The 14,768-nt window shown below is 73.5% G+C and carries 9 protein-coding genes; 5 read left to right on the forward strand and 4 right to left on the reverse strand.

Annotated features, from left to right (window positions below):
- Positions 1-114: 114 nt before the first annotated feature.
- Complete coding sequence (locus ACFVZW_RS00315; RefSeq protein WP_384514475.1) at positions 115-1,017, reverse strand: SigB/SigF/SigG family RNA polymerase sigma factor; 903 nt, start codon at positions 1,015-1,017, stop codon at positions 115-117.
- Between the two features lie 131 nt (positions 1,018-1,148).
- Between ACFVZW_RS00315 and ACFVZW_RS00320 the strand changes: the two genes are divergently transcribed.
- Positions 1,149-1,661 (forward strand): ATP-binding protein, encoded by a 513-nt coding sequence (locus ACFVZW_RS00320; protein WP_384514477.1) that lies wholly within the window; start codon positions 1,149-1,151, stop codon positions 1,659-1,661.
- Between the two features lie 101 nt (positions 1,662-1,762).
- Positions 1,763-4,732 (forward strand): HAMP domain-containing protein, encoded by a 2,970-nt coding sequence (locus ACFVZW_RS00325; protein WP_384514480.1) that lies wholly within the window; start codon positions 1,763-1,765, stop codon positions 4,730-4,732.
- A gap of 58 nt (positions 4,733-4,790) precedes the next feature.
- Here ACFVZW_RS00325 and ACFVZW_RS00330 read toward each other — a convergent pair whose 3' ends face one another.
- Entirely contained in the window at positions 4,791-7,103 is a 2,313-nt protein-coding gene (locus tag ACFVZW_RS00330) for a SpoIIE family protein phosphatase (protein WP_384514483.1), read from the reverse strand.
- A gap of 194 nt (positions 7,104-7,297) precedes the next feature.
- On the opposite strand from ACFVZW_RS00330, the gene ACFVZW_RS00335 reads away from it, so the two are divergent.
- Both ACFVZW_RS00335 and ligA read left to right on the forward strand, forming a co-directional pair.
- The gene (locus tag ACFVZW_RS00335) at positions 7,298-7,624 is read left to right on the forward strand and encodes a plasmid stabilization protein (RefSeq protein ID WP_384514486.1); all 327 of its coding nucleotides are present in this window, start codon (positions 7,298-7,300) and stop codon (positions 7,622-7,624) included.
- Between the two features lie 43 nt (positions 7,625-7,667).
- Entirely contained in the window at positions 7,668-9,770 is a 2,103-nt protein-coding gene (gene ligA / locus ACFVZW_RS00340; protein ID WP_384514489.1) for an NAD-dependent DNA ligase LigA, read from the forward strand.
- Between the two features lie 81 nt (positions 9,771-9,851).
- On the opposite strand, the gene ACFVZW_RS00345 is transcribed toward ligA, so the two are convergent.
- Entirely contained in the window at positions 9,852-11,150 is a 1,299-nt protein-coding gene (locus ACFVZW_RS00345) for a D-alanyl-D-alanine carboxypeptidase family protein (RefSeq protein ID WP_384514492.1), read from the reverse strand.
- Between the two features lie 332 nt (positions 11,151-11,482).
- Here ACFVZW_RS00345 and ACFVZW_RS00350 point away from each other — a divergent pair, with 332 nt between their 5' ends.
- The gene (locus ACFVZW_RS00350; RefSeq protein ID WP_384515024.1) at positions 11,483-13,345 is read left to right on the forward strand and encodes a potassium channel family protein; all 1,863 of its coding nucleotides are present in this window, start codon (positions 11,483-11,485) and stop codon (positions 13,343-13,345) included.
- Here ACFVZW_RS00350 and ACFVZW_RS00355 read toward each other — a convergent pair.
- On the reverse strand, positions 13,338-14,681 hold the full coding sequence (locus tag ACFVZW_RS00355; RefSeq protein ID WP_384514494.1) for an MFS transporter: 1,344 nt from the start codon (positions 14,679-14,681) through the stop codon (positions 13,338-13,340). The genes ACFVZW_RS00350 and ACFVZW_RS00355 overlap by 8 nt on opposite strands.
- Positions 14,682-14,768: the final 87 nt, after the last annotated feature.

Raw genomic sequence — 14,768 nt, forward strand, 5'->3', positions numbered from 1 at the left:
GGGGGGGGGGGGGGGGGGGGGGGGGGGGGGCCGCCCCCGGCTCGTCTGTCCCCCCCCCCCCGCGGCGGGGGGCGGGGGGGCGCCCCGGGGGGGGGGGCCCCCCCGCCGCCCCCGCTATCCCGCTGCCGCCCGCCGAGGGCTGTCGTGGTCCTCCACCAAGCCCGTCCTGAGCTCGTCCAGGATTCGGGCCAGCAGCCGGGAGATGTGCATCTGCGAGAGGCCGAGCCGCTCGCCGATCTCCGCCTGGGTCAGCTCCTCGCCGAAGCGCAGCGCGAGGATCGTGCGGTCCCGCGCGTCCAGCCCGGCGATCAGCGGTTTCAGCGACTCCAGCGAGTCGATCAGCTCGAACGCGCGTTCCTCCTCGCCGAGGCGCCGCGCGCCCGCCGTGAGGGCCGAGTCGTCGTCGCTCGTCGGGGTGTCGAGCGAGCGGGCGACGTAACCGTTCGACGCCTGCTCGCCCTCCGCCACGCTCTCCTCGCCGATGTGCAGATACGCGGCCAGCTCGGCCCTGCTCGGGCGCCGGCCGAGCCGCTGCTCCAGGGTGTCGACGGCTTTCGCCAGCTCGATGCGCAGCTCCTGGAGCCGTCGCGGCACCTGGACGGACCAGCTGGTGTCCCGGAAGAAGCGCTTCATCTCGCCGACGATCGTGGGCAGCGCGAACGCCGAGAACTCCACGTCCCTTCCGACCTCGAACCGGTCGATCGCCTTGATCAGGCCGATCGTGCCGACCTGGACGATGTCCTCCGTCGGCTCGGCCCGGTTCCGGAAGCGGCGGGCCGCGAACTTCACGAGGCTGAGATTCAGCTCCACCAGCGTGTTCCGGACGTACGCGTGCTCGGGCGTGCCCTCCTCCAGACTCTCCAGGCGGGTGAAGAGCGCCGTGGACAGGGCCTGGGCGTCCGTCGTGCTCACCTCGGTGGGCCGGTCGATCTCGGGCAGGCCGTCCAGCGCCCGTCGGCGCACGGCGGCCGGCGCCGTGGAGGACAGCGTGCTTCGGGGCGTGCTCCGGGTGGACATAAAGGCTCCCTCGACGGGTGGCGTGGGCCTTCGCCGCCGTGCCGGCGGCGGGGGTCCGTCGTTCGAGCTCCTGTACTGAAACATTCCCCTTACTGGTGGTTTGACACCGTCTGTCCGGGCAGTCGTGCCCTATGACGACAACGGCACTCCGGTACGCCCTCCCCGAGGGCCCGGGCATGGTGGGAGAGTGCCGCGACCTCACCCGCCAGGCGCTGCGCGACTGGTTCGGCCCGGTGAGAGGCGCGCAGGAGGTCCTCGTCGAGGACGTCCTGCTCCTCGTCTCGGAGGTCGTCACCAACGCGTACACCCACGGCGGCACCCCCTACGAACTCCGCCTCGACCGCACAGACGGGCGGCTGTGGGTCCAGGTCAGCGACACCAGTCCCGTACGTCCGCGGCCCCACGGCCCGCACATCGCGAGCCGTTCCTCGGGACACGGGCTGTATCTGCTCGAACGCCTCTCCTCCGCATGGGGCTCGCTGCGGCGCGGCGAGGGTAAGGCGGTCTGGTTCGAGGTGGAACTGACGCCGGCCCCGTCCGTGAAGGACGCCACCCTCCCAGACGCCACCTTCACAGACACCGCCCCCACAGACGCCGCCCTCACGGAACCCGCAGACACTGCCGCCCGCCCCCGCCGTGCCTAGAGTGGAGAAGCGGAGCGGGGGCCGTCGCGGGCGCATCACCCCGGACCCGTGGCGGGACCCGATCCGCGTCCCTGTCGTCTCCGTGCCGCGCGAGGTCCGCGATGGAGAGTTCCCCCCGACCGCCCGCGTCCGAGCCGCGCGTGCCGCCGGAACCTCTGGGCGAGGACGGGCTGGGACAGCTCCTGGCCGGGCTCACCGCCGTACGCGACGGTGATCTCTCCGTCCGTCTCCCGGACTCCGCCGGAGGCATCCTCGGCGAGATCGCGGCCGTCTACAACGACATGGTCGACCAGCTGTCCCTGGTCACCTCCGAGGTCACCCGCGTGGCCAGCGAGGTCGGCGGCCAGGGCCTCCTCGGCGGCCGGGCGCGCGAGCCGCGGGTGAGCGGTGTGTGGCGCGAGCTGACCTCCGGCGTCAACACCATGGCCGACAATCTGACGTCCCAGGTCAGATCCATCGCCCAGGTCGCGACCGCCGTCGCCCGCGGCGACCTCACGCGGAAGATCCGGGTCGACGCGCGCGGCGAGATCCTGGAGCTGAAGGAGACCATCAACACGATGGTGGACCGGCTGTCCTCCTTCGCCGAGGAGGTCACCAGGGTCGCCCGCGAGGTCGGTACGGAGGGCAAGCTCGGCGGGCAGGCCACGGTGCTCGGCGTCTCCGGCACCTGGAAGGACCTCACGGACAACGTCAACTCCATGGCCGACAACCTCACCAACCAGGTCCGCAACATCGCCCAGGTGACCACGTCCGTCGCCCAGGGCGATCTGACGAGCCGTATCGACGTGTCCGCGCGCGGCGAGATCCTGGAGCTCAAGACCACCATCAACACGATGGTCGACCAGCTCTCCTCCTTCGCCGCCGAGGTCACGCGCGTGGCCCGCGAGGTCGGTACGGAGGGCAAGCTCGGCGGCCAGGCCGAGGTCGAGGGCGTCTCCGGTACGTGGAAGCGGCTCACCGAGAACGTCAACGAACTCGCCGGAAACCTGACCCGCCAGGTCCGGGCGATCGCCGAAGTCACCGGAGCCGTCGCCGAGGGCGACCTCACCCGCTCCATCACCGTCGACGCCCCCGGCGAGGTCGGCGAGCTGCGGGACAACATCAACGCGATGGTCGAATCACTGCGGGCCACCACCCGCGCCAACGAGGAGCAGGACTGGCTCAAGACGAACATCGCCCGGATCGCCGCCCTCATGCAGGGCACCCGCACCCCGACCGACATCGCCGAACTCATCATGACCGAGGTCCCGCCGCTGGTCTCCGCGCAGTACGGCGCCTTCTTCCTCGCCCGCCACGACGCGCGCGGCACCGAACTCGTCGTGACCGCGTCGTACGGAGCACCCGAGGAACCCGCCACTCCGCCGCGCCGCTTCCGCCTCGGCCAGTCCCTCGTCGGCCAGGCCGCCCACGACCGGCGCACGGTCGTCGTGGAGCGGCTGCCGGTCGGGTACGCCACGGTCTCCTCCGCGGCGGGCTCCGGTGAACCCGCCATGCTGATCATCCTGCCGATCGTCGTCGAGGACCAGGTCCTCGGAGCCGTCGAACTCGCCTCGCTCCAGCCCTTCACCGCCATCCACCGCGACTTCCTCGAACAGTTCGTGGACACCGCGGGAGCCGTCGTCAGCTCACTCGTCGCCAATCTCCGTACCGACGAACTCCTCGCCCAGTCCCAGCGGCTCACCGACGAACTGCGATCCCGCTCACAGGAGTTGCAGGCACGGCAGCAGGAACTGCAGCGCTCCAACGCCGAACTGAAGGAGAAGGCGGCTCTGCTCGCCGAACGCAACAAGGACATCGAGTCCAAGAACCTCGTCATCGAACAGGCCCGCCAGGAGCTGGAGGCGCGAGCCCAGCAGCTGTCCCGCACCTCCATGTACAAGTCCGAGTTCCTGGCGAACATGAGCCATGAGCTGCGCACTCCGCTCAACAGCCTGCTGATCCTGGCCCGGTTGCTGGCCCAGAACCCGCAGGGGAATCTGTCGGAGAAGCAGGTCGACTACGCCGAGGTCATCCACTCCGCGGGCTCCGACCTGCTCCAGCTCATCAACGACATCCTGGACCTGTCCAAGGTCGAGGCGGGCAAGATGGACATCCGCCCCGAACGGTTCCCGCTCCACCAGCTCCTGGAGTATCTGGAGGCCACCTTCGGACCGGTGGCGGACGAGCGGGGGCTGAGCTTCTCGGTCACCGTCTCCTCGGACGTGCCCGAGGAACTCACCACCGACGAGTCCCGGCTGCGGCAGATCCTGCGCAACCTGCTGTCCAACGCGCTGAAGTTCACCGACGAGGGCGGCGTGGACCTGACGATCGAGTACGCCGGAGCGGACGAACCGCCGGCCACCATGCGCGCGAGCGGACCGGTGCTCGCCTTCCACGTCACCGACAGCGGGGTCGGAATCCCCGCCGAGCGCCTCGAAGGCATCTTCGGCGCCTTCCAGCAGGGTGACGGCACCACGGCCCGCCGCTACGGAGGCACCGGGCTCGGGCTCTCCATCAGCCGCGAGGTCGCAGGCCTCCTCGGCGGGGCCATCGACGTCCGCTCCACGCCCGGGCGGGGCAGCCGGTTCACCTTCTACCTGCCGGCCCCCCGCACGGCCTCGCCGGGCGCGCCGGCGGGGGAGCCGTCCGCCGACGCCGACACGGACGAGACGACGGGGACCGGCAGCGCCCACGTCCCCGGCGGCCACGACCCCCGGACGGCGGGCCACACCGTCCTCGTGGTCGACGACGACGTGCGCAACGTCTACGCGCTCACGGAAGTGCTCGTGGGACACGGCGTCCGCGTGCTCCAGGCCGACAGCGGCCGCGCCGGACTCGACCTGCTCGCGTCCCACCCCGAGGTCGAACTCGTCCTGATGGACGTCATGATGGCCGGCATGGACGGGTACGCCACCACCGGCGCCATCCGGAACCTGCCCGGCCGCGCGCATCTGCCCGTCATCGCCGTCACCGCCAAGGCCATGCCCGGCGACCGGGCCAGGGCTCTGGCGGCAGGCGCCAGCGACTACGTGGCGAAGCCCGTCGACGCCGAGGAGCTGATGTCCAAGGTCCGGCAGTGGCTGGCCGCGTGAGGCCTCCCGGCCGCCCGCGCCCCTGCCCGCGCGCCCGTGCTCGAGCCCGCGCCCACCGTCACCGTACGAGCACCACGACGATGCTGGTGTCGTCGTCCGTGTCGCCGGTGGCTGCCGCGAGCAGCCGTTCCACCTGCTCGTTCGCCGGGTAGCCGCTGAGTCGTTCGGCCGCCGCGGCGAGCTGGGCGAGCCCGTGGTCGAGGCCGTCGTGGCGCCGTTCGACCAGACCGTCCGTGTACAGCAGCAGCGTGTCTCCGGGCCGCAGGGCCGTGCGGCGCTCCTGATACGCGTACGAGGGCACCGCGCCCAGCAGGATGTCATGCGGCGGGTCGAGGAGCCGTGCCGTCCCGTCCCGTACGAGCAGCATCGGCAGGTGCCCGGCGCTCGACCAGACCAGCCCGCGGTCCTCGGGGTCGTACAGGGCGCAGACGGCGGTCGCCGTGGGCCGGCCGCTGGTGCGCAGCGTCATCTCGTTGAGCCACTCCATCAGCCGCCGCGGCGAGGCGCCGGTGCACGCCAGGCCGCGCTGGGCGTTGCGCAGCGCCACCATGCCGGTGACCGAGTCGATGCCGTGGCCCGCCACGTCGCCGACCGTCACGAGGACCTTGCCGCTGGGCAGCGGCTGGACGTCGTACCAGTCGCCGCCGACCCGGTACTCCTCGGCAGCCGGCCGGTAGCGGGCCGCCACGACCAGGTCCGGCAGCTCCTGAAGATCGGGGACCTCGGGCACGATCGCCTGCTGGAGCTGCAGGGCCAACTGGTGCCTGAGCTCGGCCTGGGTCCTCACCGCGGTGAGCTGGTCGAACGTCGCGGTCAGCGCGGCCTCGGTGCGCCGGCTCGCCGACACGTCCTGGTACACCCCGGCGAGACCGATGACCGAGCCGGCGTCGAGGAGGGGCTCCGCCGCCACCCGGACATGGCGCACGGCCCCGTCCTCCAGCACGATCCGCAGGACCGTCTGCGCGCCCGTGCGCCGCTCCACCAGCGTCCTGAGCAGCTCGGTCAACGCCTCGCCGTCCTCCGGGTGCACCAGCCCCCGCAGCCCCAACAGGGGTACGGGAGGCTCGTCACGGCCCCTGCCGAAGACGGCGTACGCCTGCTCCGACCACACTGTGTCGCCGCCCGTCAGGCTGTCCTGGAAGAGGGCGACGCTCTGCAACCGGGACACCGCACGGTCCGAGGCGAGCCCCGGATCGGTGGTGTCGTGCCACAGCACCACGGCCCGCTCGTCGCCCGCCGGCAGCACACGCACGTCGAGGAGCGGCGCCGGGTCTCCCGGCTCGGGCACGGTGGACGCCGGCAGCCGTGCCACCCGCTGGGTGCGCCCGGTCCGGTGCGCGCGTCGTGCGAGATGGGCGAGGTCCGCGTGGACCCGGGGGAGAGCCAGCGCCAGGGACCGGTCCTCGGTCGGCGGGGTGCCGCCGAGCGCCGCCACGGCGTTCTCGTTCAGGTGCTCGACGATCGGCGCGACGGCACCCGGGGCGACCTTGAGGAGCATCGCGGGATGGGCGAGGGCATCGAGGACGTCCACCAGGACCGGTGCGGCGGACGGGGGCGAGTCGGCGGCGTCCAGGACGGTACCGGCCACGTCCGTCAGGCCCACCAGGGCCCTGCGCAGCGGGTCGTCGAAGGGGTTCGGGCCGGGCCAGGCGACCAGCGCCAGGCCCACCGTCGTACCGCGCAGGCGCAGCGGGAGCAGCGCCCGCGCCGCATGGGGAGCGGGCCCGGGCAGTACCTCGCCGTTCTCGGGGCCAGAGTCCAGCCAGACCGGTGAAGCGTCGGAGAGCACCGAGCGGAAAGCGGGAGGCGCCGCAGGCGGGATCCACTGCCACGCGGCGGCCTCCGCGGCCCCGACACCCGCGTGTCCGGCCAGCCGCAGACAGCCCCACGCGTCGCGTCGCCACAGCCACAGGCTCCCCGCGCCGAGCGGGACGAGACCGCCCTCCAGGAGCGCCTGGGCGGCCTCGCCGACGGTGTCCTTCGTCTCGGCGGCCGTCGCCGCGCGCCGCGCGCGCCGCTCGTCGGGGGTGCTGAACACGACGGGCGGGGTCGCGGGCTCGGCCGGCGCGGTGACCGGGGACGCGGCTTGGGCGGCGGGCTCGGAGCCGGTACGCGTGAGCCTCTCGGCCGTCGTACCGCCCACGGCGTTGACGATGTCGGCGGCGAGATCCTCGATGCCGAGGCCCGTGGCATGGGAGAGGGAGTCCAGGTGCTCCGCCGCGTCGGCCGGGGACGCGCCGAGCTGGGCCGCGAGGACACCCGTGGCCAGATCGACGAGATGGCGGCGGGTGAGCTCGGCACGCAGGCGGCTGTTCTCGGCCGAGAGACCGCTGATGCCGGGCTCCGGAGCGTCCGCCGCAGACGTCGTCACGACTCCTCCCGTCCCTCCACCGAGTGGTTGTCCGGAATGATCGCGTCCGCTCAGGATTCTACCGGGCGGCCCCGCTCGGGTGTCTGAATCCGAGCCGCCGGGGTACCCGCCCGGGCGGAACGGACGGCGCATCCCGTCCTCATCCGGGCCGTCGCGGCCGCGCGAACGGCCGAACCACGCAATAGGAGCGTGCCATGCCCCGTGGATCGAGCCCCAAGAGGGAACGGCAGTACGAGCACATCAAGCAGAGCGCGAAGGACCGAGGCGAGAGCGAGAAGCGCGCCAAGGAGATCGCGGCGCGCACCGTGAACAAGGAACGGGCCCGCGCCGGCGAGTCGAAGACCGCGAGCAAGAGCTCCACGGAAGACATGTCCTCCTCCCGGCGCGGCGGGCAACGCTCGCACAGCGGCTCCCAGGGCCCGACGTACGACCAGCTCTACGCCGAGGCCCAGCGGCGCAACATCCACGGCCGCTCGACCATGGACAAGTCGGAACTGAAGCGGGCGCTCGGCGGCAGCTGACCGGCCAGGGCCGATTGTCAGTGGTGCCCGGCACGATGGACCCATGACAACGACTCCGGTTCTTGCCGATGCCGCCGCGTACGCGCAGGCGGTCGAGGACGCCAAGCAGGCGGCCGCCGCCTACTACGCGGGCGGCACGTCCCCGCTCGACGACGACGCCTACGACCGCCTCGGCCGGGCGATAGCCGCATGGGAGTCCGCCCACCCCGACCAGGTGCGCGCGGACTCCCCGACAGGCAAGGTCGCCGGCGGCGCGGCGGAGGGGGACGTACCGCACACCCGGCCGATGCTCTCGCTCGACAACGTCTTCTCGGCCGAGCAGTTCACGACCTGGGCCGCGTCCCTGGAGCGCCGGATCGGCCGCGGAGTCGAGCGGTGGAGCGTGGAGCCGAAGCTCGACGGGCTGGCGATCGCCGCCCGTTACGAGCGGGGGCGGCTGACCCGGCTCGTCACGCGGGGCGACGGGACGGCCGGCGAGGACGTGTCGCATGCGCGGGGCACGATCGTGGGGCTGCCGGAGCGGCTCGCCGAGCCCGTCACGGTCGAGATACGCGGCGAAGTGCTCATGACCACCGAGCAGTTCGAGGCGGCCAACCCGATACGGGTCGCCCACGGCGGCGAGCCCTTCGCCAACCCGCGCAACGCGGCGGCCGGGACCCTGCGCGCCAAGGACCGTCCGTACCGGGTGGAGATGACCTTCTTCGCCTACGACATGCTGCCGCTGGCCGCGACGGACGCGGACGGCCCGGTCGCCGACCCGGACGGCCTGGACGAGCTCGCCCACAGCGAGCTGATCGCCCGGGCGGTCGTCCTCGGCCTGCACACCTCGGGCGCCACCGCCGTCCCCGGCCGCGCGGTCACCGGCACGGAGGAGGTGCTGGCCCGCGTGGCCGAGATAGCGGCGCTGCGAGCGGAACTGCCGTTCGGCATCGACGGCATCGTGATCAAGGCCGACCTCGCGGCCGACCGGCGCGAGGCCGGTTCGGGCTCCCGCGCGCCGCGCTGGGCCATCGCGTACAAGCTCCCCGCCGTGGAGAAGGTCACCCGCCTGGTCGGCGTCGAATGGAACGTGGGCCGCACGGGCATCATCGCGCCCCGCGCCGTCCTGGAGCCGGTGGAGATCGACGGCAGCACGGTCACCTACGCCACGCTGCACAACCCCTCCGACATCACCCGCCGCGACCTGCGCGTGGGCGACCACGTGATGGTCTACAAGGCGGGCGACATCATTCCGCGGGTCGAGGCGCCCGTCGCCCACCTGCGGACCGGCGAGGAGGAGCCGATCGGCTTCCCCGAGGTCTGCCCGCAGTGCGGCTCGGACATCGACCGCAGCGAGCAGCGCTGGCGGTGCGCCCGCGGACGCGACTGCCACCTCGTGGCCTCCCTGTCGTACGCCGTGGGCCGCGACCAGCTCGACATCGAGGGGCTCGGCGCCAGCAGGATCGTCCAGCTCGTGGACGCCGCCCTGGTCGCGGACGTGGCCGACCTGTTCACCCTCACCCGCGAGCAGCTGCTCGGCCTGGACCGGATGGGGGAGACCAGCACGGACAACCTCCTCGCGGCGATCGCCACCGCGCGCACCCGGCCGCTCGGCCGTGTGCTGTGCGCCCTCGGCATCCGGGGGACGGGACGCTCCATGTCCCGTCGCATAGCCCGCCACTTCGCCACCATGGACGCCGTCCGGGCGGCCGACGCGGAGGCGATGCAGCAGGTCGAGGGGATCGGGGCGGAGAAGGCGCCGGTCATCGTCGCCGAGCTGGCCGAGCTCGCCGCGATCGTCGACAAGCTCGTCGCCGCCGGGGTGAACATGACCGAGCCCGGAGCCACCCCGCCGCCCGCGCCGGGGACCGAGCCCGAGTCCGCCTCCGCAGCGCCCACCGCCGAGGCGGCCGGACCGCTCGCGGGCCTGTCGGTGGTCGTCACCGGTGCCATGACGGGTCCGCTGGAGGCGCTGAGCCGCAATCAGATGAACGAACTGATCGAGCGCGCGGGTGGCAAGTCCTCCTCCAGCGTCTCCAAGCGCACCGGTCTGGTCGTCGCCGGAGAGAAGGCCGGATCCAAGCGGACGAAGGCCGAGGAGCTGGGCATCCGTCTGGTGGACCCGGACGAGTTCGCCACCCTGCTCGGCGACTTCCTGCCGGCCTGACCCGGCGGCGGCGTACGGCCGCTTCGGCGGGCCGGGGGATCCCGGGCCGCCGAAGCGCGTTGATCTTGGGATGAGGTTCCGTCAGACGCCCTCGTCGCTGCGCCGGGTCGAGCGGCGGCGCCACAGCCAGACGGAGATAGCGGCGCCCAGCGACGCCCCCACCAAGGCCAGGGGCAGGCCGCCCCAGGGGCGCGAGGGCAGGGCCTCGCGGGAGACGGTCCTCCCCGGTGCGGCGAGAGCGGCCACGTCCGCCGCCCCGGCCGCCGGAGCGGTTCCCGAGTGCGGGCCGGCCTGGCCCGGCTTCGGCGCCGACTCGTGCGCCGATCGGCCGTTCGACGCCTTCGCTGCCTTCGCCTCCTTGACCGTCCCCTTCGGCTTCTCCTTCGCCTTGTCCCGCGCCGGCGCGAGGGAACCCACCGGCTGCACCCGGCCCGCCGCGTCGAAGCCCCAGTCGAGGAGCGTGCGCGCCTCCTCGTACACCGCGAGTCCGCCGCCCGACTGCGGGTTCATCACCGACACGACCAGCGTCCGCGAGCCGCGCCGAGCCGCCGCGATCAGCGTGTTCCCGGCTCCGCTCGTGTAGCCGTTCTTGACCCCGAGGAGCCCCGGATAGCGCTTGACGCCGTCCTCCCCGGTCAGCAGTCTGTTGGTGTTGCGGATGCCGTACGACCAGTCCCCGGACGGGAAGTCGGCGTACCGCGTGGAGGAGTACCGGACGAACGACGGATCCTGCAGCCCGGCCCGGCCGAAGACCGCCAGGTCGTAGGCCGACGACACCTGGCCCGGCGCGTCGTACCCGTCGGGCGACACCACCCGCGTGTCACGCGCCCCCAGAGCGTCGGCCTTCTCCTGCATCTGACGGGCCATGGCCTTCCAACCGCCGTTCATCGCCGCGAGCACCCGGACCGCATCGTTGCCCGAGTTGAGGAAGACGCCGTTCCACAGGTCCGACACCTTGTACGTGTAGCCGGCCTGCACGCCGACCAGGCTGCTGCCCTCGCCGATCCCCGACAGCTCCGACTCGGTGACGGTGTGCCGCAGCTCCTGGTCGACACGGGGGAGCGCGGTCACGGCGAACAGCGCCTTGAGCGTGCTGGCCGGCGGCAGTCGTCGATGGGCGTTGCGCGCCGCCAGGACCTCGCCGGTCGAGGCGTCCGCCACCAGCCATGACAGCGCGGAGACGGAGGACGGCTTGTCCGGCGCTCCGGGCAGCGGCTGGATCTGGGTCCCCGAGCGGTAGAGCCGGGCGGGATCGATGAATCGGGCGGCGGGAGGTGAGGATTCGGTGACGGAGGATGCCGTGGCCGCCGGGACGGGCAGCCCGAGCAGCAGCGCCGCGGTACCGGCGGCAACGTGACGGACAGCTGACGTGACGATCATTCAGCCACCGTAGGAAGCCCTGGCGGCGCCCGCAGATCGTAGTGCGCCGACCGGCGTACGGCGGGTGGCGGACGGGCGATCGTCGACCCCGGCGCGCCGGGCCCCGGCGGCTCGACGCCCCGTGCCCGGTGATCGCGACCGGCGCCCGGACTGTCGGTGCGGCAGGGCATCCTGGTGACGTGTCCTCACTTCCGTACCAGAGCCCGCCCGTTCCGCCCGATCCCGTGCAGCGTTCGCCCGCGGCGCCGTCCGCCACCGACCCGCAGGGCGGGCCGTTCGGCGCACCGGTGTCCCGTGGCGAGCGGCCGCCGCGCCCCGCCCCGGTCGGCCACATGATCGTGTGCGGGGACGACGTCCTCGCACACCGGCTCGCGGGCGAGCTCAACGACGTCTACGGGGAGCGGGTCACCCTTCTCGTACCGGTGAGGACCGACACCCAGCCGCAGTCCGCGGGCCGCCCGGGTCGCGCCTCAGCGCTCTTCGGGCGGGTGACGGCGGCCGTGACGCGTACGGCCGTCGGAGAGCAGCGAGGCGTGCCCGCCGGCCGGTCCGTCCGCGTCGTGGAGACCGCCGAGGTCGACGACGCGGTGCTCCTCGACGCGGGGGCGGAGCGTGCCGCCGCCCTCGCGCTCGTCCACGACGACGACGAGACGAACATCCGGGCCGCGCTCGCCGCGCGCCGTCTCAACCCACGGCTGCGCCTGGTCATCCGGCTCTACAACCGCAAGCTCGGCCAGCACCTGGAGACGCTCCTCGACCAGGCCGCCGCCATTGCCGAGCCCTGCCTCGACCCCAAGCTCCTCGACGGCTCGACGACCGTCCTCTCCGACGCCGACACCGCCGCCCCGGCCCTCGCGGCCACCGCCGTCGCCGGCACGAGCAAGGTCGTGCAGGCCGGTGGCCTGCTGCTGCACGCCGTCGAGCGGACCCCGCCCGCCCGCGGCGAGGTGGCCGACCCCGGCCTGTGCACGCTCGCCCTGCTGTCGGCGACCACCAACGACCCGGCCGGCTGCGAGGGCTCGGAGCGCAGCGGCGACCAGGGCCCGCTGCTGCTGCCCGACGACCGCGCGGTCGCGGCCGCTCCCGGGCGGGGCACGGTCGCGCTCGAAGCGATCACGTACGCCGGTCCGACGCTGCCCTCGAACAGGTTCGGCACCTCGGCCCTGCCCGTCGGCTCGCTCTTCTCCAGCCGCCTGCGCTGGTCGCTCGCGGGTGTGGCGGCCGCCGTCGGCGCGATCGCCCTCGCCACCTGGCTCACCACCGGGGACCACCCCCTGCACGCCGCCTATCTGACGCTCCTCGACCTCTTCGCCATCGGGGACCCCGCCGTCGAAGAGGCGACCAGCCGTCAGGTGCTCCAGATCCTCGCCGGCTTCGTCGGCCTCCTCCTGATGCCCGTCCTGATCGCGGGAATCCTGGAGGCCCTCGGGACCTTCCGGTCGGCGACCTCGCTGCGCCGCCCGCCGCGCGGGCTGTCCGGGCACGTGGTGCTCCTCGGTCTCGGCAAGGTCGGCACGCGCGTCCTCGCGCGACTGCGAAGGCTGAACATCCCCGTGGTCTGCGTCGAGTCCGACCCGGAGGCGCGCGGGATCGCGCTGGCGCGTCGGCTGCGCGTGCCGACCGTCATCGGGGACGTCACCGAGGAGGGCGTCCTGGAGGCCGCCCGCATCCACCGGGCGCACGCCCTGCTCGCCCTGACCAGCGTCGACATCACCAATCTGGAGGCCGCGCTCTCCGCCCGCTCCGTCAAGGCCGATCTCCGGGTCGCCCTGCGGCTGTACGACGACGACTTCGCGACCGCCGTCTACCGCACCCTGCGCGCGGCCCACCCCGACGCCCTCACCCGCAGCCGTAGCGTCTCCCACCTGGCCGCGCCCGCCTTCGCCGGCGCCATGATGGGCCGCCAGATCCTCGGCGCCATCCCGGTGGAGCGCCGGGTGCTGCTGTTCGCGGCGGTGGAGGCCGCGGGCAATCCGCTGCTGGAGGGCCGCACGGTGGCGGAGGCGTTCCGCCCGGGGGCCTGGCGGGTGATCGGCCTGGCGACGGGCTCGGCGCCTCTCGGCCGCCACGGAGCGGGCCTGGTGTGGCAACTGGAGCCGGACCGAGTCCTGGCCGCGGGGGACCGACTGGTCCTGGCGGCGACGCGACGCGGATTGGCGGAGCTGCTGGGGGGCCGGCCGCGGGGACCTATGTGACGTCCGGCTTCGGGGCCGGGGTTCGACGGAGCAGGTGGTGGAGCGCGGCGGCGGCGAACTGGACGGTGGCGGCGCCCAGCAGAAGCGCCGCGGGCGGCGCGCCGGCGGCGAGCCCGGTCAGCGCGGCGCCGCATGCGGCCGCCGACATCTTGAGACCGGCGCCCAGAGTGAACACCTGGGTCCGTACGTCGGCGGGGGCGTGATCCGCCCGGATCCGCAACGTCGCCGTCAGCAGCGGGCCGTCGCACAGCCCGGCCGCACCGAACAGGGCCGCACAGAGCAGCGGCGAGGGAACGAGAGCGGCGGCGCCCAGGGCCGCGCCCGTTCCCAGGAGCGTGATGGCGACGAGCCGCCCGGCCGGGAGGCTCGGCCACACCCGGTCCACGACGAGCGACCCGACGAGCGCACCGACGGCGAACGCGGTCATCAACAGCCCCCCGTCACCGGGACGACCGCGCTCGCCGGCGAGCAGCACGGCCGTGGTGGTGAGCCCACCGAGCCCGAGAAACCCGAGGCAGGTGGCGGCGGTGACGGCGCGTAGCTCCCGTACGCCCCACACGGCCACGAGCCCGGCGACAAGGTCACCGCGCAAAGACCGCGGCGCGCTGTCGGCCTTCACGCGGAGGCCGGTGCGCGGCCCCTGCATCGTGGCAGGGGAGCCGGCCGACCCACGAAGGTCCGGCCCTTGCGCTGTCGTCGGCCGCGATGCCGGTCCCGGCGCCCGGCTCGACCCGCTCCGACCCCCGCCCAGGGCTTCCGGAGTCGACCGTGGTCCGCGCCGTCCGGTCAGCAGGACCGCGGCGGGCAGGGTCGCCAGGGCCGCCGACCCCGCGAGTAGCGCGACGGCGGCGCCCGGCCCGGCGAGCGCCGCCGTCACTCCGGCCAAGGCCGGGCCCGCGATCGCGGCGGCGTTGTAGACCGTGGCGTCCCAGGCGTACGCGCGGCCCCGGGCCGGGCCTTCGGTGACGAGTGAGGCGACCAGGCCGGACAGGCCCCCCGAGACCACCGGGCCGCAGCTCCCGCCCAGGGCCGCGACGGTGAGCGTCACGGCGACCGGTACGCGACCCGTCACGAGAGCCAGGCTCGCGACGGCGGCCGCGAAACCGGCCAGCGCGCCCGCGTAGAACAGGGCCGGTCTGCGCATGCGTTCGGCGAGCGCGCCCGTCACCGGCGCTGCGGCGATGTGCGGCGCCATCCACGCGGTGAGCACCAGAGCCCCCAGCGCGGCGTCGCCTGTCCGGGCCAGCGCCAGCAGCACCAAGGCAACCGGAAAGCCCTCCTCAGCGAGCCGGGCGAAGAACGCCGTCCCCAAATAGAGCCGCACCGCTCTCGCCATGACCCCCACCCCCGGGGTTGTTGGTTTGGCAACAAAAAATTTAAACCTAATTGTGGGGGGGCCCCGGGAAGTTTTTGGGGACCGGGT

Origin of the sequence: Streptomyces sp. NPDC059567 (assembly GCF_042735655.1) — a bacterium.
Lineage (GTDB): Bacteria > Actinomycetota > Actinomycetes > Streptomycetales > Streptomycetaceae > Streptomyces.